Origin of the sequence: Shewanella mangrovi, assembly GCF_000753795.1 — a bacterium.
Classification (GTDB): Bacteria; Pseudomonadota; Gammaproteobacteria; order Enterobacterales; family Shewanellaceae; genus Shewanella; species Shewanella mangrovi.
On record NZ_JPEO01000006.1, the window covers coordinates 60879 to 81839 of the forward strand.

Annotated in this window: 23 protein-coding genes; 11 read left to right on the forward strand and 12 right to left on the reverse strand. The window is 48.5% G+C overall.

Annotated features, from left to right (window positions below; all coding sequences use genetic code 11):
* Positions 1-15: 15 nt before the first annotated feature.
* Positions 16-861: a pantoate--beta-alanine ligase gene (panC, locus tag HR45_RS10000; protein WP_037442516.1), complete on the forward strand. Its 846-nt coding sequence runs from the start codon at positions 16-18 to the stop codon at positions 859-861.
* A gap of 174 nt (positions 862-1035) precedes the next feature.
* A complete protein-coding gene (locus HR45_RS10005) occupies positions 1036-1566 on the forward strand; it encodes a hypothetical protein (protein WP_052074665.1) in 531 nt (176 codons plus the stop codon).
* Here the strand turns inward: HR45_RS10005 and HR45_RS10010 are convergent.
* The 5 genes from HR45_RS10010 to mpl form a co-directional block, all read right to left on the reverse strand.
* Positions 1563-2333, reverse strand: coding sequence for an ABC transporter permease (locus HR45_RS10010; protein ID WP_037442518.1), 771 nt, complete (start codon positions 2331-2333; stop codon positions 1563-1565). The genes HR45_RS10005 and HR45_RS10010 overlap by 4 nt on opposite strands.
* Positions 2330-3265, reverse strand: a complete 936-nt coding sequence (locus HR45_RS10015) for an ABC transporter ATP-binding protein (protein ID WP_037442520.1) — start codon at positions 3263-3265, stop codon at positions 2330-2332. The genes HR45_RS10010 and HR45_RS10015 overlap by 4 nt, the downstream gene beginning before the upstream one ends.
* A gap of 86 nt (positions 3266-3351) precedes the next feature.
* Entirely contained in the window at positions 3352-3882 is a 531-nt protein-coding gene (gene hpt / locus HR45_RS10020) for a hypoxanthine phosphoribosyltransferase (protein ID WP_037442804.1), read from the reverse strand.
* A gap of 7 nt (positions 3883-3889) precedes the next feature.
* Entirely contained in the window at positions 3890-4516 is a 627-nt protein-coding gene (locus HR45_RS10025; RefSeq protein ID WP_037442522.1) for a flavin prenyltransferase UbiX, read from the reverse strand.
* On the reverse strand, positions 4513-5892 hold the full coding sequence (mpl, locus tag HR45_RS10030) for a UDP-N-acetylmuramate:L-alanyl-gamma-D-glutamyl-meso-diaminopimelate ligase (protein ID WP_037442524.1): 1380 nt from the start codon (positions 5890-5892) through the stop codon (positions 4513-4515). Before mpl ends, HR45_RS10025 begins: the two co-directional genes overlap by 4 nt.
* Positions 5893-6133: 241 nt before the next feature.
* On the opposite strand from mpl, the gene HR45_RS10035 reads away from it, so the two are divergent.
* Genes HR45_RS10035 through HR45_RS10045 form a run of 3 tightly spaced genes read left to right on the forward strand, consistent with a single transcriptional unit; the run spans position 6134 to position 8931 of the window.
* Positions 6134-7465 carry a Na+/H+ antiporter NhaC family protein gene (locus HR45_RS10035; protein WP_037442526.1) on the forward strand — a complete coding sequence of 444 codons (1332 nt, stop codon included), beginning with the start codon at positions 6134-6136 and terminating at the stop codon, positions 7463-7465.
* A 60-nt stretch (positions 7466-7525) separates the two neighbouring features.
* Entirely contained in the window at positions 7526-8203 is a 678-nt protein-coding gene (locus HR45_RS10040; RefSeq protein ID WP_037442528.1) for a hypothetical protein, read from the forward strand.
* Positions 8200-8931, forward strand: coding sequence for a pseudouridine synthase (locus HR45_RS10045; RefSeq protein ID WP_037442530.1), 732 nt, complete (start codon positions 8200-8202; stop codon positions 8929-8931). The genes HR45_RS10040 and HR45_RS10045 overlap by 4 nt, the downstream gene beginning before the upstream one ends.
* A gap of 43 nt (positions 8932-8974) precedes the next feature.
* Here HR45_RS10045 and fba read toward each other — a convergent pair whose 3' ends face one another.
* The 4 genes from fba to tkt all read right to left on the reverse strand — a co-directional run bounded on the left by fba (position 8975) and on the right by tkt (position 14598).
* Complete coding sequence (gene fba / locus HR45_RS10050; RefSeq protein ID WP_037442532.1) at positions 8975-10042, reverse strand: class II fructose-bisphosphate aldolase; 1068 nt, start codon at positions 10040-10042, stop codon at positions 8975-8977.
* A gap of 172 nt (positions 10043-10214) precedes the next feature.
* Positions 10215-11390, reverse strand: a complete 1176-nt coding sequence (locus HR45_RS10055; protein WP_037442534.1) for a phosphoglycerate kinase — start codon at positions 11388-11390, stop codon at positions 10215-10217.
* Positions 11391-11482: 92 nt separating this feature from the next.
* Positions 11483-12499 (reverse strand): erythrose-4-phosphate dehydrogenase, encoded by a 1017-nt coding sequence (epd, locus tag HR45_RS10060; protein ID WP_037442535.1) that lies wholly within the window; start codon positions 12497-12499, stop codon positions 11483-11485.
* A 101-nt stretch (positions 12500-12600) separates the two neighbouring features.
* Positions 12601-14598, reverse strand: coding sequence for a transketolase (gene tkt, locus HR45_RS10065; RefSeq protein ID WP_037442537.1), 1998 nt, complete (start codon positions 14596-14598; stop codon positions 12601-12603).
* 393 nt (positions 14599-14991) lie between these two features.
* Here tkt and metK point away from each other — a divergent pair, with 393 nt between their 5' ends.
* Entirely contained in the window at positions 14992-16143 is a 1152-nt protein-coding gene (gene metK, locus HR45_RS10070; RefSeq protein ID WP_037442806.1) for a methionine adenosyltransferase, read from the forward strand.
* 89 nt (positions 16144-16232) lie between these two features.
* On the opposite strand, the gene HR45_RS10075 is transcribed toward metK, so the two are convergent.
* Together HR45_RS10075 and HR45_RS10080 are read right to left on the reverse strand one after the other, a co-directional pair.
* Complete coding sequence (locus HR45_RS10075; protein WP_052074666.1) at positions 16233-16607, reverse strand: hypothetical protein; 375 nt, start codon at positions 16605-16607, stop codon at positions 16233-16235.
* Positions 16608-16627: 20 nt separating this feature from the next.
* Positions 16628-17149 (reverse strand): hypothetical protein, encoded by a 522-nt coding sequence (locus HR45_RS10080; RefSeq protein ID WP_037442539.1) that lies wholly within the window; start codon positions 17147-17149, stop codon positions 16628-16630.
* Between the two features lie 137 nt (positions 17150-17286).
* On the opposite strand from HR45_RS10080, the gene HR45_RS10085 reads away from it, so the two are divergent.
* Together HR45_RS10085 and HR45_RS10090 are read left to right on the forward strand one after the other, a co-directional pair.
* The gene (locus HR45_RS10085; protein ID WP_037442541.1) at positions 17287-18243 is read left to right on the forward strand and encodes a GGDEF domain-containing protein; all 957 of its coding nucleotides are present in this window, start codon (positions 17287-17289) and stop codon (positions 18241-18243) included.
* Positions 18244-18394: 151 nt separating this feature from the next.
* On the forward strand, positions 18395-18787 hold the full coding sequence (locus HR45_RS10090) for an META domain-containing protein (protein WP_052074667.1): 393 nt from the start codon (positions 18395-18397) through the stop codon (positions 18785-18787).
* Positions 18788-18854: 67 nt separating this feature from the next.
* On the opposite strand, the gene HR45_RS10095 is transcribed toward HR45_RS10090, so the two are convergent.
* Complete coding sequence (locus HR45_RS10095; RefSeq protein WP_052074668.1) at positions 18855-19118, reverse strand: hypothetical protein; 264 nt, start codon at positions 19116-19118, stop codon at positions 18855-18857.
* A gap of 200 nt (positions 19119-19318) precedes the next feature.
* Between HR45_RS10095 and HR45_RS10100 the strand changes: the two genes are divergently transcribed.
* The 3 genes from HR45_RS10100 (at position 19319) to HR45_RS10110 (ending at position 20950) form a co-directional block, all read left to right on the forward strand.
* A complete protein-coding gene (locus tag HR45_RS10100) occupies positions 19319-19768 on the forward strand; it encodes a GNAT family N-acetyltransferase (protein WP_037442547.1) in 450 nt (149 codons plus the stop codon).
* 6 nt (positions 19769-19774) lie between these two features.
* On the forward strand, positions 19775-20305 hold the full coding sequence (gene yjjX / locus HR45_RS10105; RefSeq protein ID WP_037442549.1) for an inosine/xanthosine triphosphatase: 531 nt from the start codon (positions 19775-19777) through the stop codon (positions 20303-20305).
* A 78-nt stretch (positions 20306-20383) separates the two neighbouring features.
* Complete coding sequence (locus HR45_RS10110; protein ID WP_081933447.1) at positions 20384-20950, forward strand: GNAT family N-acetyltransferase; 567 nt, start codon at positions 20384-20386, stop codon at positions 20948-20950.
* Positions 20951-20961 lie beyond the last annotated feature (11 nt).

Here is a 20961-nt window from a genome sequence, read left to right on the forward strand (position 1 = left end):
CAGGACAAGTTCATCATGTTAACCACCGCTAAGGTTGAAGAGATCCGCGCTCGTATTAGGTGTTGGCGCAATCAAGGCGAAAGCGTCGCTTTCGTTCCCACTATGGGCAACCTGCATCAAGGCCATATCACTCTTGTTAAGGAAGCGAAGCAACGCGCTGACCACGTAGTGGTATCGATTTTCGTTAACCCATTGCAGTTTGGACAGAACGAAGATCTCGACGGTTATCCGCGCACCATGGAAGCAGATCAGGCCAAATTGGTGGATGCTGGCTGCGAGATGTTGTTTGTCCCCACGCCGGCCATCATGTATCCCAAAGGCTTGGATAAGCAGACCTTTATCGAAGTGCCCGGCATTTCGAGTGAGCTTTGCGGTGCAACGCGTCCGGGGCATTTCCGTGGTGTTGCCACTGTCGTATGCAAGCTGTTTAATATCGTACAACCGGATATGGCACTGTTTGGCCGTAAAGACTATCAGCAACTGCAAGTCATTCGCACTATGGTGGAAGACCTGTCTTTGCCGGTGGAAGTGATTGGCGTCGATACCGTACGCGAAGCCTCCGGCCTGGCAATGAGTAGTCGTAATGGCTATCTAACAGCTGAAGAGAAAGCCAAAGCGCCCGCGTTAAAACAAGCGCTGGATGCCTTAGCCGTCAGTATCACTGCGGGTGAGCCAATTGATAACGCCATTGCTCAATGCAAAGCGGCGCTGACACAAGCTGGGCTGACGCCTGATTATGTCGAAGTGCGCCACGCTAGCACGCTTGCGCCAGCCACTGCTGACGATACACAATTAGTCGTACTTGCAGCGGCGTATCTGGGTAAAGCACGTTTGATTGATAACCTGCCATTTACACGCTAAGCAAATGATTTTGTTAAAAAGCCTCGCAATTGCGAGGCTTTTTTATTGCTGATAACTTTTCATTTTCGTCAAAAATGTAAAGGTTGCCAATTTTCTGGCGCGTTAACATGTTGCTTTTTTGCTAATTGTGCTACAAATTGTTTTTTAACAGACAGATTTCTCTTGGTGAAAGGAATGAACAGCCTGAGCAACCGTCTCCCATTTTCAGTAACCTGCGCCATTGGGATGTTGGCGGGTTTACTCACGCCTCTAAGTAGTAGCGCCGCAGCCGCGAGTTTCTACAAGTGTGAAAATCAGGACAAAATCGTATTTAGCCAGCAACCTTGTTCGGCGGAATATAAGGAACATCGACTCGATTATAAATATGGTGTTACCACGGTTACCGATTCTGATGAAGCAGCAAAAGATCCGATTCAGAAACTGCTCGAAAACCGCAGCCTCACTCAAGATGAGTTTGTGCAGCAGATTGACCAGGAAATATTTCGCTTACAGCAGCAGAACAGCTACCTAGAACTCGTCCGTGACAGTGAGTTGAAAAAGCTGGAACGACAACGTTTTTGGCACAAACAAGAGCAAGATGACCAAGAGTTTCAGCGACAAGTCACGCAGTTGAATAACTTCTACGACGAGCAAGAGCGCTACAACAACAATAAACTCGCCTTGTTGTTGCAGCACAAAGAGGATGCGCTCGGCAAGGCAGACTAACTGCGCAGGCCGATACCACGAGATACCAGATAGTAGGCAATACCCCACAGCGCAACACAGAAAAAGCCGATAATAATCAGTGAGGTGGTAACACTGATGTCGGCAAAGCCTAAGAAACCAAAGCGGAATACGTTAATCATATAGACCACAGGGTTCAGCTTAGACACGCCTAACCAGAAATCCGGTAATAGCGACAGTGAGTAAAATACCCCACCCAGATAGGTCAGCGGTGTCAGCACAAAGGTTGGAATAATGCTGATGTCATCAAAGCTACGGGCAAATACCGCATTGATTAAACCGCCTAGAGCAAACAGCATCGAGGTCAGGAACACAGTGAGAACAACCAGTAACGGGTGCTGAGGCTGAAAATCCACAAAGAACATCGCCACTAAAGTGACAATCAAACCGACCAACAGGCCGCGCGCCACACCACCAGCAACATAACCGGCAATCATCACCAGATGCGGCACTGGCGCCACCAAAATCTCTTCTAAGTTACGTTGAAACTTCGCACTAAAGAACGACGACGCCACATTAGAGTAGGAGTTGGTAATCACTGACATCATGATAAGACCGGGTGCGATAAACTCCATATAAGACACGCCGCCCATCTCACCGATACGACTGCCGACCAGATTACCGAAAATCAGGAAGTACAAGGTCATAGTGATGGCTGGCGGCAACAATGTCTGGATCCAGATACGGGTAAACCGAGTGATCTCTTTGATTAGAATGCTTTTAAAGGCGATAAAGTACAAACCTCTCATGCCTTACCTCCCTTGGCGTTTTCCACCAGTTCCACAAATAACTCCTCAAGACGGTTGGTTTTATTGCGCATTGAAAGCACCTCAATACCTTGCTGCGTTAGCGCTGCAAATACCGCATTCAGTCCTTGGGCTTTAGCCACATCGACCTCAAGTGTCGTGGCATCCAGCAGACGGCCTTCCATTCCACCCAACTGCGGCACGCTCTCAATAGCTTGCTCAAGGTCGAGAACAAAGGTTTCCATGTCCAGCTTGGCCAGCAACGCTTTCATGCTGGTGCACTCCACCAAAATCCCCTTATCGATGATGCCGATGTTGCGACACAACATCTCGGCTTCTTCAAGATAGTGCGTGGTCAGAATAATGGTCACACCTTCGGCATTGATCTCCTTGAGGAATTCCCACATTGAGCGACGTAGTTCAATATCTACCCCCGCCGTAGGTTCATCGAGGATCAGCAACCGCGGGTTATGCATCAAGGCCCGTGCAATCATCAGACGACGTTTCATACCGCCCGAAAGCTGCCGTGCTGCGGCATTACGCTTTTCCCACAAATCCAATTGCTTAAGATATTTCTCTGCTCGCTTAACCGCTTCTGCGCGCGGCACGCCATAATAACCAGCTTGGTTGACCACAATTTGTAAGGGGGTTTCAAATTGGTTGAAGTTAAACTCCTGTGGCACTAGGCCAATACAGAGTTTGGCTTGCTCTAAATGGTCATCAATATCAAGCCCGAAGACGCGGACCTTACCGCCGGACTTATGCACGAGCGAACTGATAATCCCTATTGAGGTCGATTTTCCCGCCCCGTTAGGGCCAAGCAGCGCGAAGAAGTCTCCCTCTTCGACCTGCAAATTAATGCCTTTAACGGCTTCAACGCCGCCTTTATAGGTTTTTTTTAGGTTGTCCAGTTCCAACGCCAGACTTTTCGTCATGTCGTGTACCTCTGTCGAATGAAACAAAACTCCCGCTGAGTGCGGGAGCCTAAAACTGAAGAAGTGAAAATGCCGAGGTGGCAGAATTATTCTTGCGGAATTACCTTAGCGATGTAAGGCAAATTGCGATATTGCTCGGCATAGTCGATACCATAACCTACCACAAATTCATCTGGGATAGTGAATCCCACAAAATCGACCGGTACATCGACTTCACGACGATCCGGCTTATCGAGTAAGGTACAAATAGCCAAACTCTTAGGTTCACGCAGGCGCAGCATCTCGCGCACTTTATTCAAGGTGTTGCCTGAGTCAATCAGGTCTTCCACAATCAACACATGACGGCCATCGATATCTGATTGCACATCTTTAAGAATTTTCACGTCGCGACTGCTGGTCATAGCGCTGCCATAGCTTGATACCGACATAAAATCGATTTCCACATGGCCTTTGATGCGACGGCACAAATCCGCCATAAACACCACCGAGCCTTTCAGCAACCCAACCATCAACAGCTTATCGCTGCCTTCATAATGCGCGTTGATCCGCGCTGCTAACTCATCCAGTTTTTGATCGATTTCTTGCGCAGAAATCATCATTTCTGTGGTGTGTTTCATAGCCATCTCAGTCTTGTGAAGCCTGCTGAGGTGTGTTGTAACCCCAACGTCCAGTTAATGTATGCGCAATGCCCAAATGATCGAGAATGCGAGCGACGACGAAGTCTATCAGATCTTCGATCGATTTGGGATGGTGATAGAAGCCGGGCGCGGCTGGCATGATGGTCGCACCTAAACGGGTCAGATTCAGCATATGCTCCAGATGGATGGCATTGAAGGGGGTTTCCCGCGGCACCAAAATCAACTGACCGCGCTCTTTAAGCACCACATCAGCGGCGCGTTCAAGCAGGCTATTACTCATACCTGTGGCAACCGCGGCAAGAGTGCCAGTTGAACACGGGCAGATCACCATCTGCTTAGGGGCGGCAGAGCCAGACGCTGGCGATGAAAACCAATCATCTTTGCCCAACACTTGTAACTCACCCGTTTGCGGCATGATGGCTTTTAACTGCGCGGTGGCCTTTTCTGGCGCCGCACTCAGCTTAATATCATTTTCGGTGGCCAACACCACCCGTGCAGCACTAGAGATCATCAAATACACGCGATAATCAGCAACGAGCAGACACTCAAGCAGTTTCAGGCCATAGGGCGCGCCCGATGCACCAGTCCAAGCTAAGCTAATGGTTTTGCTCATAGAGTCCCCGCAAATTTGTGCTGCAGTGCCTCAATAATTTTGCCATGCACACCACCAAAGCCGCCGTTGCTCATCACCACAATCGCATCACTTGGGCGCGCTTCAGCCACCACCTCTTTGATTAAGCTATCGAGTTCAGCATAGACGCTGACCGGAAGTTCGGCTTGCTGCATCGCCCCCTGCATATCCCAATGCACATTATCAGCTTGGTAGAGATAGGCGATATCAGCCTGAGCCATTGATGCTGCCAAGGTGTGCTGATGCACGCCGCGCTTCATGGTGTTTGAGCGCGGCTCCAGCACCACTAAAATGCGCTTATGACCGACATGAGCACGTAAACCTTGCAAAGTCGTGGCTATCGCCGTGGGATGATGAGCAAAGTCATCGTACACGGTCACATCATGGACATTGGCTAGCAACTCCAGCCGACGTTTAGGTGGCATAAATCTACTGAGTGCATTTATGGCATCTTTTGGCAGAACGCCGACGTGTCGCGCCGCGGCAATCGCCATCAGCGCATTCTCCATATTGTGACGGCCGAGCAGCGACCATTCGAGCTCGCCTTGTAACTCACCATTCAAACTAATCGAGAAGTGCGCGCCGTCTTCGCTAAGTGGCGCAATATGCCAGTCACCACGATTATCTTGATGGCTAAAAGTTTCCTGTTCGCTCCAACAACCTTGAGCGATCACATCACTGACGGCTTGGCTATCGGCAGGCCAAATCACTCGGCCAGATTTAGGCACCAAACGCAGCAAATGATGAAACTGCTTTTGAATCGCGGCGAGGTTGTCAAAGATATCGGCATGGTCAAATTCAAGGTTATTAATCACCAAGGTGCGCGGCTGATAATGTACGAACTTAGAACGCTTATCGAAAAAGGCGCTGTCGTATTCATCGGCTTCGACGACAAAAAATGGTGAGTCACCAAGCCGTGCCGACACACCAAAGTTCAGGGGAATTCCGCCAATCAGAAAACCCGGTTGATAACCGCAGTCCTCTAACACCCAAGCTAACATACTGGCAGTCGAGGTTTTACCGTGCGTTCCCGCTACCGCCAGTACCCAGCGCTCCGGCAGAATATGGTCATGCAGGAATTGTGGCCCAGAGGTGTAACGCATGCCCTGCTCTAGCACAGCTTCCACACAAGGATTACCACGACTCATTGCATTGCCGATCACCACCAGATCCGGTACGGGATCTAACTGCGCAGGGTCAAATCCCTGAATTAACTCAATACCTTGCTGCTCTAGCTGGGTGCTCATAGGCGGGTAAACGTTAGCATCTGAGCCAGTCACCTTGTGGCCCATGGCGCGCGCTAATAAAGCCAAGCCGCCCATAAAGGTGCCACAGATACCAAGAATGTGAACGTGCATGCATAAATCCTGCTGAAAAGTCTGAGGCTTATTCTAGCGATACCAATGCGGCTTGTCAGTGAATGTGCACTGACTGGAACGGATAAATTATAAATAGAAGTAAAAACATCTAGACGGCTAAATTGACAAAAAAGGTGCTTTTTTTTATGCTGGCGCAATATTGGCAGTACTGTCTCAATACGCTGTCAGACGAAAAATAACCCCCTTCAGGTGAGCACCTGAATATAAAAGAGAATCCGTTTTGTCTAACGATACTGCCGTGCCAGTAAAAGGCTCATTTATTGCGCTATTGCCGCTACTGATATTTTTGGTGCTGTTTATTGGTGCCGGTGTTTATTTTCAGGCTGAAGGTGTGGATTACGCCTTCTACCAAGTGCCTGCGCCAATTGCGATTATTCCGCCAATTATTTTGGCCATTATCATTTCTAAACAGAAACTTAATGCAGCCTTAGAAACCTTCATGCGCGGTATTGGCCACAGCAATATCATCGCCATGTGCTTGATCTATCTGTTGGCTGGCGCATTTGCGGCCGTAGCTAAAGCCACTGGCGGTGTCGATGCAACCGTTGCCTTGGGATTGCAATTTATTCCGGCACAGTACCTGCTGCCGGGATTCTTCATTATTGCGGCCTTTATTGCGACGGCGATGGGGACCTCCATGGGCACCATTGCTGCCGTGGCGCCGATTGCATTCGGTGTTTCAGAAGAAGCCAATATTTCCCATGTTTTAATGGCGGGCGCTGTCATGTCTGGGGCGCTATTCGGTGATAACTTATCGATTATCTCGGATACCACTATTGCCGCAACGCGTACTCAAGGCTGTGGCATGAAAGAGAAGTTTCGTGAAAACCTGGTGTTCTCGATTCCTGCCGCCATTATTACCCTGCTGTTATTTGCCTTTGTATCAGATGGTCAGGCACAGATCACTGCACACCAAGTTGATTTCATGAAGGTATTGCCCTATCTGAGCATCTTGATCTTAGCCGTTGCCGGACTCAACGTGTTTGTCGTGTTGATGCTTGGCATTGTGCTCGCTGGCACCGTTGGCATTGCCACCAGCGATTATGAGTTTTTGAAGTTCACCAAAGACATCTATCAAGGCTTCAGCAATATGCAAGAGATCTTTGTGCTGTCGATGTTTGTCGGTGGTTTAGCCGCGTTGATGCAGCAACAAGGTGGACTCGCGTTTGTCAGCGGTATTATTGAAAAGCTGATTAGCCGTTTTTCAAGCAAACAAGGTGATGCCTCATGCCGCGCCGCCGAACTGGGAATGGCTGGCATTGTCGCCATGACCAATGCCTGCGTCGCCAACAATACCGTTTCAATTGTGGTATCTGGTGAAATCGCTAAACAGCTAGCGCAAAAGCATGAAGTGTCAGCTAAACGCGCCGCCAGCGTGCTGGATATTTTTGCCTGTATTATCCAGGGGCTTATTCCATATGGCGCCCAAGCGCTACTTGCAGCGGCTAACTTTAAAATTTCTCCGCTGCAGGCCGTTTCATGTGTCTGGTATTGTATTATACTGGCCGTAGTATCGCTGACGGTGATTATTTTTCGCCCAAGAAGCGATTGATTTTTAACAATTAAATTTTTTGCCAAGGGATGGCAGGCTGTTTTTATTCGGGCGATATTTATGTCAGCTTACGAGCCATTCCATCAGCATGATCTTAATCGATTTGCTTATTACTCATCTGTACTCGGTGTTGTAATCGCCGTCATGGGTATTCTTCTGTCGGTGTTTGCTGCCATCCATCAACATGGCAGCAATGTACTCAATATGCGCATCGACCAACTGGGTGATTACCTCAATTCGCCACTTGCCTACGTGTTTAATATCTCGCTGTTGTTATGCGGCGCTTTCTTTGCGTTTGCGATGGGTGGCTTAATTCGCCAACGCTTTAACCGCAGTACCGATGTGCTCGCTATCTTTGGCGCCATTACTGGCATTGGCTTAATGGTAACTGGCTGGTATCCCTACAATGACATTAAGCCCCATCAGGTGGGTGAAATGATTTATGTCAGCGGCAGCATTCTGGTGTTTGCCATGCTGATTTACAGCTTTTTTTACTGCAAGACACTGTGTGGCCCGATTACCTTGACGTTGAGTATATTGGGATTCATCACGGGGGTAGAACTACTCAGCCACGTCAACCCCCACGATTTAGACTATCAGGTGTGTAACAGCAGTGAATGCGCACTTTACCCGGTGATGTGGGGCCACTCGCTAATGGCTATTTTCACAGCACTGTCGATGGCGGCAACTGTGATACGGCTTGGGCTGTCACGTGAAGCCAACGCCAGTAATTTATGATGCAGTCCCCCGATAGCGTTAACGGCGTCAGACTGGCGCATTTTCTCGCATTAGCGGGTGTATGTTCCAGACGGCAGGCAGCGCGTTTAATCCAACAGCAACGCGTCAGTGTCAATGGCACTATCGGCGTTCATCATCAACGCATTAGCTTAAGTGACCACGAGCCAATTACGCTCGACGGCCAACCGATTACACTCAAGCATCACCCTATCTATTGGCTGTACCATAAGCCTATCGGCATCGACTGCCGTCTACTCGACAATGATGCCAGCAGTCTGCGGCATCGCTTGCCCGCCAGCACCCATTGCTACCCCGTCGGACGGCTCGATAAAGATTCGCGCGGCCTATTATTGATTAGTAATGATGGCGAGCTAACGCAGCGACTAATGCATCCGGCATTTGCGCATCAAAAGCACTATCAAGTTCGCGTCGATAAACCGTTCAATCACAATTTTCTTGAATTGATGGCAGCTGGGGTAGATTACGGTGAGGGGCTCACTAAAGCCTGTGAAGTTCGACAACTCGGCCCAGAGCTATTTGCTATTACTCTCACCGAGGGCAAAAAGCGCCAAATACGTCGTATGTGCCGCCACTTTGGGTTTCGAGTGATTGATTTGCTACGTACTCACATCGGCGAGCTGGCACTAGGGAAGTTGCCTGAAGGCTGCTTTCGCGCGCTGACGGCAGCAGAAATACAGTTACTCAACACTCTCAAAGTTGCTGTATAAAAAAGCCCGCAAACGCGGGCTTTTTAGTGAATACAACTGCGAATTATCTATTGATTTTTGGATCTAACTCGCCAGTTTGATAACGCTTATACATGGCTTGTAGCGATAATGGCTTAATCTTCGACCCCATACCTGCAGTACCAAAAGCTTCATAGCGTTCAGTACAGATTTCCGCCATTGCATCCATTGATGCTTTGAGGAACTTACGAGGGTCAAATTCGCTTGGGTGCTCCGCCATAAACTTACGAATAGCCCCAGTTGATGCCAGACGCAGATCGGTATCAATGTTGACTTTACGAACGCCGTGCTTAATACCTTCAACAATTTCTTCCACTGGCACGCCGTAAGTTTCTGGGATTTCACCACCATATTGGTTGATGATTTCCAGCCAGTTTTGCGGTACTGATGAAGAACCGTGCATGACCAAGTGAGTGTTAGGGATACGCGCGTGGATCTCTTTGATGCGGTCGATACGCAACACATCGCCTGATGGTTTTTTGCTGAACTTATACGCACCGTGGCTGGTACCGATAGCAATTGCCAAAGCATCCACGTGAGTATCGGCAACGAATTGCGCCGCTTCATCAGGGCTGGTCAGCAGTTGGTCATGGCTCAGAATACCGGCTGCGCCGACACCATCTTCTTCACCGGCAGTACCAGTTTCCAAGCTACCCAAACAACCGATTTCACCCTCTACCGAAACACCACAAGCGTGGGCAAAGGCAACGGTACGACGAGTAACATCGACGTTGTAGTCGTATGAGGCTGGCGTTTTACCATCAGACATCAACGAACCATCCATCATCACTGATGACATGCCGAGCTGAATTGAACGCTGACATACGTCAGGGTGAGTACCATGATCTTGGTGAATACACACTGGAATATCAGGATACTGTTCCAATGCTGCTGCCATCAGATATTTTAAGAATTGTGGGCGAGCATATTTACGCGCACCGGCTGACGCTTGCACGATAACCGGGCTATCAGTTGCTTCTGCGGCCTGCATAATGGCGCGCATCTGCTCTAGGTTGTTTACGTTAAACGCTGGAACGCCGTATCCGTGTTCCGCCGCATGGTCCAACAATTGACGAAGGGAAATTAGGGACATCTCTTCTTATCTCCATAATGAGGTGATGGTCAATCACCGATGTCATTATTTAAATTGTGTTGCCCTCGGCAAAGATCTGCCTGAGCGAATGGTTATTGCTGCTAACGGTCATTGCCGCTGCTTATCGTTATAAAATGCTCCCGGTCATTGCCGGGAGCTTATGGTTATCTTTTTAGTTGCCGCGTGCGGTCAGCATCGCCACGGCTGGCAGTTCCTTGCCTTCGAGGAATTCCAAGAAAGCGCCACCACCAGTCGATATATATGACACTTTGTCAGCAATCTCATACTTATCAACCGCAGCTAAAGTGTCACCACCACCCGCGATTGAAAACGCAGCTGATTCAGCAATCGCTTGCGCGATACGCTTGGTACCTTCACCAAACTGGTCAAATTCAAACACGCCCACTGGACCATTCCATACGATGGTGCCCGCTTCCATGATGATTTTAGCCAAGGTTTCAGCACTGTCTGGGCCGATATCGAAAATCATATCATCATCAGCCACATCACTTACCGCTTTCAATGTTGCTTCCGCTGTTGGGCTAAATTCTTTACCGGTCACAACGTCGGTGGGTACTGGAATATCACCGCCACGACTTTGAGCATTGGCGACCAAACGCTTAGCTTCATCAATCAGGTCAGCTTCATACAGAGATTTACCCACACCATTGCCAGCGGCCGCGATAAAGGTGTTAGCGATACCGCCACCCACTACCAGTTGATCAACGATTTTTGACAGGCTTTCCAATACGGTAAGTTTAGTTGAGACTTTAGAGCCACCCACAATCGCCACTAAAGGACGCTTTGGATTGTCCATCGCTTTGGCAAGCGCTTCGAGTTCAGCTGCCAACAGTGGGCCAGCACACGCGATTGGCGCGAACATACCAACACCGTGAGTTGACGCTTGCGCGCGGTGCGAGGTACCAAAGGCATCCATCACATATACATCGCACAGGGCTGCCATCTTCTTCGACAGCGCTTCGTCGTTTTTCTTCTCGCCTGGATTAAAACGCACGTTTTCAAACACGACAACTTCACCAACAGCTGCGTCGACACCATCCAGATAGTCTGTTGCCAGACGTACTGGACAATCCAGTGCTTTTGCTAGGTAATCAACCACAGGTTGCAAAGAGAACTCGGGGTTATATTCACCTTCAGTTGGGCGGCCTAGGTGTGACATCACCATCACAGCTGCGCCTTTCTCTAGCGCTAGCTTGATAGTAGGCAGTGAAGCACGCAGACGTGCATCACTGGTCACCACACCAGCAGCCACAGGAACGTTCAGATCTTCACGGATGAGTACACGCTTACCCTGCAGATCCAGTTCCGACATCTTAATAATTGCCATAATTTCAACTTCCTTAATTACACAAAAACAATTCGGTTTTCGTTAGCGCCGCCATCCCTGCCACGCTTGAAAATTCTGGGCGAATATCGCCTTTACTGCTCGTTAGCAGCAAACATCGCCAAACTTGTATCGAGCATACGATTGGCAAAACCCCACTCGTTGTCGCACCAAAGCAACAACTTAATCAAATGCCCGTCACTCACGCGCGTTTGAGTGCCATCGACAATGCTTGAGCGTGGATCATGATTAAAGTCGCATGATACCAAAGGCTCGTCGGTAAATCCTAAGATCCCTTCCAGCTTGCCACCAGCCGCACGTTTCAATACTTCATTGACTGTCTTAATATCAACCCGTTTTTTCACTGTCAGCGATACATCAATGGCAGTGACGTTAACGGTGGGCACTCTTACTGAAATGGCTTCAAACTTATCTTTCATATGCGGCAGAATGCGTTCAATTCCGCGAGCAAGTTTGGTGTCCACCGGGATAATTGATTGACTGGCGGCTCGGGTACGACGCAGATCATCGTGATAAGCATCAATCACTTGCTGGTCATTCATTGAGGCATGAATAGTAGTAATCGCCCCACTTTTGATTTCAAACTGGCGGTCTAGCTCAGCAATCACCGGAATAATACAGTTGGTCGTACACGAGGCATTGGAGACAACGCGATGGCTTTGTTGAATAAGTTCTTCATTAACGCCATAAACAATGGTGGCGTCGACATCAGCGGATGCCGGATGACTGATCAGCACTTTCTTCGCCCCGGCTTGCAGATGCGTTTCGCAACTTGCTCTGTCATGCAGAGCACCAGTGGCTTCAATAACTAAATCAATATCCAGTTCCTTCCATGGCAACTGAGTAGTATCAGCCTGATGCAACAAAATAATGCTGTCGTTACCAATCTGCATCTGTTGTTGATTGAGCTCAGCACGCAGCGCAAAACGGCCATGAGTGGTGTCATAGTTGGTGAGATGAACCATTGCTTCTGGCTTGGCCAGTTCATTAATGGCGACCACTTGGATCTGCTGCCGCTTACCTGATTCATACAGTGCGCGCAGCACCGACCGGCCAATGCGACCATAACCATTGATTGCCACTCTGATCATTCGTACGACTATTGCTCCAACAAAGAGTAAATACAACAACGGCCTATCATATGACAGGCCGTTGTAATTGGCGAGACGCCAGCTAACACTTCAGCATATTTTTACGCAAACAGCGCTTGTGCTTTAGCAACAACGTTTTCAACAGTGAAACCGAACTCTTTGAAAAGTGCTGCGCCTGGCGCAGACTCACCAAAGGTGGTCATGCCCACAACGGCACCATCAAAGCCAACATACTTGATCCAGTAGTCAGCGTGCGCTGCTTCAATCGCCACGCGTTTGGTCACAGCTTTAGGCAATACCGACTCTTTATAGGCTGCATCCTGAGCGTCAAACTCAGTGGTTGATGGCATAGAGACTACGCGTACCGCTTTACCTTGTTCGGTCAGAGCTGCAGCTGCATCTACCGCTAACTGCACTTCACTGCCGGTCGCAATCAGAATCAAATCTGGAGTGCCGGCGCAATCTTGCAGCACATAACCACCTTTTGCTACGTCAGCCAGCTGTGCACCAGTACGCGCTTGCGCTTGCAGGTTTTGACGGCTGAAGATCAGTGAAGTTGGCGCATCACGACGTTCAATCGCAGCTTTCCACGCAACCGCGGTTTCTGCCGCATCACATGGACGCCATACCGCCATTCTTGGGGTCATTCGCAGGTTAGCCAGTTGCTCAACAGGTTGGTGAGTTGGGCCGTCTTCCCCTTGACCGATTGAGTCGTGGGTGTAAACGAAGATGTTTTGAATGCCCATCAGTGCCGACATACGCACCGCGTTACGCGCGTATTCCATGAACATCATGAAAGTTGCGCCGTAGTTGATGAAGCCACCGTGCAGCGATACACCGTTCATGATGCCGCTCATACCAAACTCACGTACACCGTAAAATACGTAGTTACCGGCTGGATCTTCTTGAATGCCTTTTGAGCCAGACCACAAGGTCAGGTTAGAACCAGCGAGGTCAGCGGAGCCACCGAGCAATTCCGGCAACAACGCACCGAAGGCACCAATTGCATTTTGTGATGCTTTGCGGCTAGCAATGCCTTCGCCTTTCGCTTGGCATTCTTCAATGAAGGCTTGTGCTTTTGCTTCGAAATCTGCTGGCAGTTCACCTTTAATCACACGGCGTTCATATTCTGCCGCCAACTCAGGGTAAGCTTTTGCGTACGCGGCAAATTTTTCATCCCATGCAGCTTCGTTAGCTTTACCGACTTCTTTGGCATCCCAACCCGCATAAACGTCAGCAGGGATTTCAAACGGCGCATATGGCCAGCCCAAGAATTCACGTGCTGCGGCGATTTCTTCTTCGCCCAGTGGTGAACCGTGGCAATCATGGCTACCAGATTTGTTAGGTGAACCAAAACCGATGATGGTTTTGCAGCAGATCATGGTTGGTTTGTCAGTCACGGCTTTAGCCGCTTCGATTGCAGCACGAATCGCATCGCTATCGTGACCATCCACATCGGCAATCACATGCCAGCCATAAGCTTCGAAACGTTTTGGCGTGTTATCAGTGAACCAGCCTTCAACGTGACCGTCGATAGAGATACCGTTGTCATCCCAGAACGCAATCAGCTTACCCAGACCCAGAGTACCGGCCAGTGAACAGGCTTCATGGGAGATACCTTCCATCAAACAACCGTCGCCGAGGAAACAGTATGTGTAGTGATCAACGATGTCATGACCATCACGGTTAAACTGTGCCGCCAGCGTTTTTTCAGCAATTGCCATACCTACCGCGTTGCTAATACCTGCGCCCAGCGGACCTGTAGTGGTTTCAACACCTGGGGTGTAACCATATTCTGGGTGACCAGGGGTTTTTGAGTGCAACTGACGGAATTGCTTCAGATCTTCAATTCCCAGATCGTAGCCGCTTAGGTGCAACAGCGAATAAATCAGCATTGAGCCATGGCCGTTCGACAGTACGAAACGGTCTCTGTCTGACCATTTTGGATTATTCGGATTGTGCTTTAAAAAATCGTTCCACAGCACTTCAGCAATGTCTGCCATGCCCATTGGGGCGCCTGGGTGACCTGATTTTGCTTTTTGAACTGCGTCCATACTGAGTGCACGGATAGCGTTAGCGAGTACTTTCCGAGAAGACATGCTCTCTCCTGCTTATGTGTGAGGTCTTAGAGGATAAAATGTGATGTGCATCATTTTCACGCAGAGTGACTAATGAATCAAATAAATTTCAACGTTAACTTATTGCGCTTTAGTCATAAAAACATACAAATGACTATAAAATACACAACATTATTGAAATCTTATTAACAAATACTAATTTCCAATCGAAAATATCAGACCTGCATCACGCACAATCTATTCCCTCTATTACCGCTGTCGACGGAATGTTCAATAATTTGCACAGTAGCTAATGCACAATTTCTGACATTGGGGGTGTTATCAGCCCCAATTTTGATTAAAATAGCCGTCTAGATGGAAAAGCATCTAAACTGCTTTTACCGCGTTACACTCACTAACGAGATTTTCCCTATTATGGCAAGACACCTGTTTACCTCTGAGTCGGTCTCAGAAGGACATCCAGATAAAATCGCCGATCAGATTTCTGATGCGGTGCTCGACGCCATTCTGGCCCAAGACCCGAAGGCCCGCGTCGCATGTGAAACCTATGTCAAAACTGGCATGGTAATGGTTGGAGGTGAAATCACCACTTCTGCATGGGTTGATATCGAAGAATTGACCCGTAAAACCGTTCGCGAAATTGGCTACACCAGCTCAGAAATGGGTTTTGATGCCAACTCTTGTGCGGTACTGAGCGCCATTGGTAAGCAATCGCCAGACATCAACCAAGGCGTTGATCGTCAAGATCCAAAAGAGCAAGGCGCCGGTGACCAAGGTTTGATGTTTGGTTACGCCAACAACGAAACTGACGTGCTGATGCCAGCGCCTATCACTTACGCACACGCACTGGTAAAACGTCAGTCTGAAGTACGTAAAGCAGGCATTCTGCCTTGGTTGCGTCCTGATGCAAAATCACAAGTCACCTTCGCCTACGATGAAGGCAAGATTGTCGGTATCGATGCGATCGTGTTGTCAACGCAACATGGCGAAGATGTCTCCATGAAAGAGCTGCAAGAAGGCGTGATGGAAACCATCATCAAACCTACTCTGCCAGCTGAATGGTTGAACAAAGACACCAAATATTTCATCAACCCAACCGGTCGTTTCGTTATCGGTGGCCCAATGGGTGACTGTGGTCTGACAGGCCGTAAAATCATCGTAGATACCTACGGTGGTATGGCACGTCACGGTGGTGGTGCGTTCTCAGGTAAAGACCCATCAAAAGTTGACCGTAGCGCAGCATATGCCGCACGTTATGTAGCGAAAAACTTGGTAGCAGCGGGTCTGGCTGACCGTTGTGAAATCCAAGTGTCTTACGCAATCGGTGTGGCTGAGCCTACCTCTATCAGCGTAGAGACCTTTGGTACAGGTAAACTGCCTGAAGACAAATTGGTACAACTGGTACGTCAACACTTCGACCTGCGCCCATATGGCCTGACTGAAATGTTGGATTTGGCTCGTCCTATCTACCAAAGCACTGCCGCTTATGGCCACTTTGGGCGTGAAGAGTTCCCATGGGAGCAAACCGATAAGGTTGAAATCCTGAAAGCAGACGCAGGCCTGTAATTCAACAGTCACTACGATGCTAAAAAATAAAGCCGCAGCGATGCGGCTTTATTTTTATCTGATCCTCAGCTCAGCCTGCAAACACTTTGCTAATAACAATGATCAAAATGGGCGTTCTCCATCGTCATAAACTGCAATTGCATCTCAGACAAGGCCACCACTTCTAACTGACTTATTTGCTCAACCAACTGGGATGGCATGAGCAATCTGGGATTCGCCTTTGCCGCATTATCAGCACCGCAATCCAGCCAAACATCATCCAGTTGTACGGCAAAGTGATGCCGTTCAGCATCGACAAGCCTCACCTCATACACTGCGGATGAGCGTTGTTCTAGCGCCAGTTGCGAGAACAGATATCGCGCTAAATCATAGCTGGATAACGGCAATTGCTGCAGTTGAGCCAAGCTAGATTCGAGTCGCTGATGCGATGATAAATGAGTCATTTCGGCCTTCTCCGATGCCATAACGCGTATTTCCTACGTAGCTAGTCAGCCAACAGCAGATAGAAGTCTCGTCCTGCAAGTGTTTGAAAATCAACAATGCGCATCTTTGCATGCTGACAATGCGCCTTAATTGAACGTTCATTATGATCGGCAATCAAGGCAATGACTTGGCCATTCGCCTCAGTCTCGGCAGCATCATAAAGTTGCTTAAATGCCCCTGTTCCTCTGGCGCGATTATCAAGCCATACAGGACCACAAACGTGCAAACTGCGCCAGTCTAACGCAACCTCATCATGTTGATATCGCTGTTGTAGCTGCTTATATAGTGGGTTTTTCAGGTGGAACTCAAAGCGAGCAAACACCAAATAGCCTAGCGCAATTTGGTTATCAAAAATCAACCAAATGGCGCGCTGTTTTATCAGCGTGTTCAACTGCTGCTCATCAAAAAAGTCGCCAGATATGCCGTGTCGAAGCTCAATATCTGAAAATTCATCTGAAACGGCTAACTTTTCCAACGTTTTTATTACGGCAACATCATGTATATCAGCGCATCTTACTTGCATAACATATTAATTTTTCGACCAATTACCTAAAAACCTACTCGCCACACACTTTAGCGTGAAGCTACGGAATAAAGTTGCAAAATAGCAACAAAATCACCACACTTACCTGTAACTCAATAACATAGGCGAAACACCTTATGCTGCCCGATACAGTGAAACCAGGAAGAAGTTTGCTGGAACAAGACAACCACGGACTCAACCTCGTACGCTGGATGCAACAGTGCGAGTTAATGAAACACTATTATCAGGCAGATAAAGTTTTTGTGCTGCAAAAAACTGATGCGGGTTTTGAAATTATTGTCAGTGCTGCAGACAGCGGTTTGCGCTTTGCTCCCGGTAAGCAGTTTGAGTTAAACAGCCCAATCCTACAAAAAATGACGTCGAGTAGTGTTGAAGGGCTTAATCTCGATCTCACTAAAACCGTTTCAGAAGAGCTACCGAAAGAATATAGCAATGCGCTGTGTATCCTATCACGCCCGGTAAGCTGGCCGGATGGTTCTGAATTTGGCTGTCTCTGCGTCGTCAATGCTCATGCAAACGAAATACAGAATGTGTCGCCTATGATGCTGGAGCCGTTTCAGATTCTTCTGCAGCAAGATCTGGCATTGTTGTGCCAAAACCATCGTATTGAAGCACTGTCGATGCGCGATCAAACCACAGGTATGCTCAACAGTTATGGATTCATCATGATGGCACCAAGGCAGCTCAACCTTGGTCGTCGCTTTGGTGCGCATTGCGGCATTATCTTTTTCGAGCTGTTGCCAAATGGCGATGTCGAGCAAGAGGTCCAAGAACGTGGTCATCGCGAACTGGCAAATCTGCTACTTGGAACCCTACGCGCTGCAGATATGGCGGCACACTTTGATGAAACTAAATTTGTATTACTGGTGTTTATCGATATGGAGCGCGATCTGGAACATATTATTCGTCGCGTTGAAAAGCAGTTTGCCCAATCGCCAATGCCGCTAACACTTGATTCCAGTGCCTGCTTCTTCGCCCCAGACTCCACTGCCAAATTAGCGCCAATGCTCGAAAGTGCTCAGGCCGGGCTCAAATCATCTGAATTTGCTCCCTTTAAACATGACACAGAGTAGCAACATTGATAGCAATGTTGCTGACAAACTGTACCTAGGCCTAATAAAGGTGCTTTAAGCACCTTTTTCGCTTTTACTTTGCGACAAGAATTGCCAAACTAGCGGCCAGCCTTAATTTATTTTTCGTCCCATGCAAAAAGCTGTAGTCGTCATGGCGTTGGTTGGACTCATCAGCGCCTGTCAGTCAAATATTAGTGGTCCACAACTCGCTGCAGATCTGCTTGGAAAATGGCACATTAACGCCATCAATCAGCAGGCAACCCTCAACTATAGTACGGCTTATCTCGCCTTCTCAGCAGATGGTGTACTGAGTGGTAACAATAGCTGTAATCAGTTTGGCGGCCACTATCAGCTACAAGGCAACCAGCTCAATCTCAATGCTGAACAAGGTACGCTTAAAGCATGTGTCGATGCCTTGATGCAGCAAGAGCAGCAATTTAGCCAAGTCTTGCCACGAATTACACAACTGCACATGCAGGATGATAAGCTCACCTTGCTTGACGCCAAGCGTCATCCGATACTGCAATTGACGCGAATACAATAAAAAAACGCCCGTTAACTGGGCGTTTTTTTATTGTATCGAGAGAAACAACTTGGATTTATTGAGCTGCTCAGGCATCAAAGCGAATTTCGTCCGCTAAGTCGAAACGCAATGGATACAAAGCTGCTGGCGGTTCATCACGTTCGACGATGTAATCCCAGTAGTCATTATCAAATTGGTGGAATAGCCCGGACTTTTTAATCTCTTCACGGTTAATCGACCACCACCATATAGGCGCCCACAGACCGACAGTAACTGTGGTCAACACAAAGTGCAGGATATTGGTCCAAAAGAGTTGGTTATCTGCTTGGCTTGATTCTTCTATTCTTTTCACAGCTTTGCCCCGGATTGACTACATCAACAACATTCCCGTACCTGCGGGTCACTGTCCGTTTACTATACAAGTATACAAAGACATAGACTTTAGTCTAATAAGAATTTGCTATAACCAAATGCAAGGTTTCAAGTTTGCACCCAAGCGTGCGCACTGTTAGATTGTCGCCATTCAAATCTCATCACCAAGAACACAGTAGTATGTTGATACGTAAGGGAACCCAACAGGATTTAGCCGATATTGTCGCATTTAATCAGGCCATGGCATTTGAAACAGAGGGATTAAGCTTAGATGCCGATACCCTGATCACCGGTGTGCAAACCCTGTTGCAACAACCCACGCGCGGCTTTTATCTGGTGGCGGAGCATGAAGGTGAGATCGCAGCGTCATTGATGGTCACGTTTGAATGGAGTGACTGGCGCGCCAAAGACTATTACTGGATCCAAAGCGTCTACGTAAAACCCGCTTTTCGTCGGCAGGGCTTGTATCGCGCCTTATATCAGAAGGTTAAACAGCTCGCGGACGCCAATGGCAGTGCGGCTAGTTATCGCCTTTATGTCGAACACGACAATCACGTTGCTCAAAAAGCCTACCAACAGCTAGGTATGGAGCAAAGCCACTATTTAATGTTCGAAGAAAAACCGGAGTAATGGGCCATGACAGATAAAGTTCATATTGTGGTCGGCTCACATAACCCGGTGAAAATTAATGCCGCAAGAGCGGCTGTGGCGACGTTGCACCCAGAAGCCAGTATCGAAGTAGAAGCGGTCAGCGCCCCGTCAGGAGTTGCCGATCAACCGATGACGGATGCTGAAACTAAGCTAGGGGCCATTAATCGAGTGGAATGGTGTCGCGAACACTATCAAGCTGATTATTATCTGAGTATGGAAGGTGGGGTCGATTTATTTGAACAAGGCCCAGCGACCTTTGCCTATGTCACCATTGCCACCGACACACAGCTTTGCGTTGGTCGTACTGCACACCTGCCATTGCCACAGCAAGTGTTCGACAAACTCGGTGAGCAAGAACTCGGCGATATCATGGATGCACTGTTTAATACCGTGAACGTCAAACAGGCTGGCGGCGCTATTGGTTTGCTGACTAACGGAAATGCAAATCGTGAGAGTATTTACACCGCGGCGTTAGTTCTGGCGACAGCACCATTGCGCTACGCTGAGCTATATTGATTTGCTCAGCTTGCACTTGGGGAAAACGCAGGCTATGTTTTGCTTCATTCAGTGAAAACTTGTTCAGAAACAGCCAAGATGCCTGACCGCTCTCATGTAATTCCGCCCAAAGGACTAACGCCGGAAAAAAGCGCGTGGCGCTGGCGTGTATCTCCAACAATTGCCATTCGTCCGATGACCACTGCCGATAATGCCGCTGTCGCTCAGCTGATTCGTGCAGTTTCTGCTGAATATGAACTCACGGCAGATAAAGGCTACAGTGTGGCCGATCCCACTCTGGATAATCTTGCCGCGGTATACGCGCCGGAACGTCATATCTACTTGGTGGTGGAAAAAGAAGGCCATATCGTGGGTGGCTGCGGTATAGGTGCACTGCAGGGATTTGACGATACCTGCGAACTGCAAAAAATGTATTTTTTACCCGAAATTCGTGGACGCGGTTTAGCAAATGCGATCAGCAAGCTATGTATGAATTTCGCCAGCCGCTGCGGCTATGACAAGATCTACCTAGAGACCACTTACCTACTCCCCGAGGCTCTCAGATTGTATCGCCATCTAGGCTTTCGTGAACTACCACAGCATTTAGGCAATACTGGCCATAACGCTTGTGAAATTCCGATGCAGATGTCATTAGTCACTGTATAAAAATAAACCAG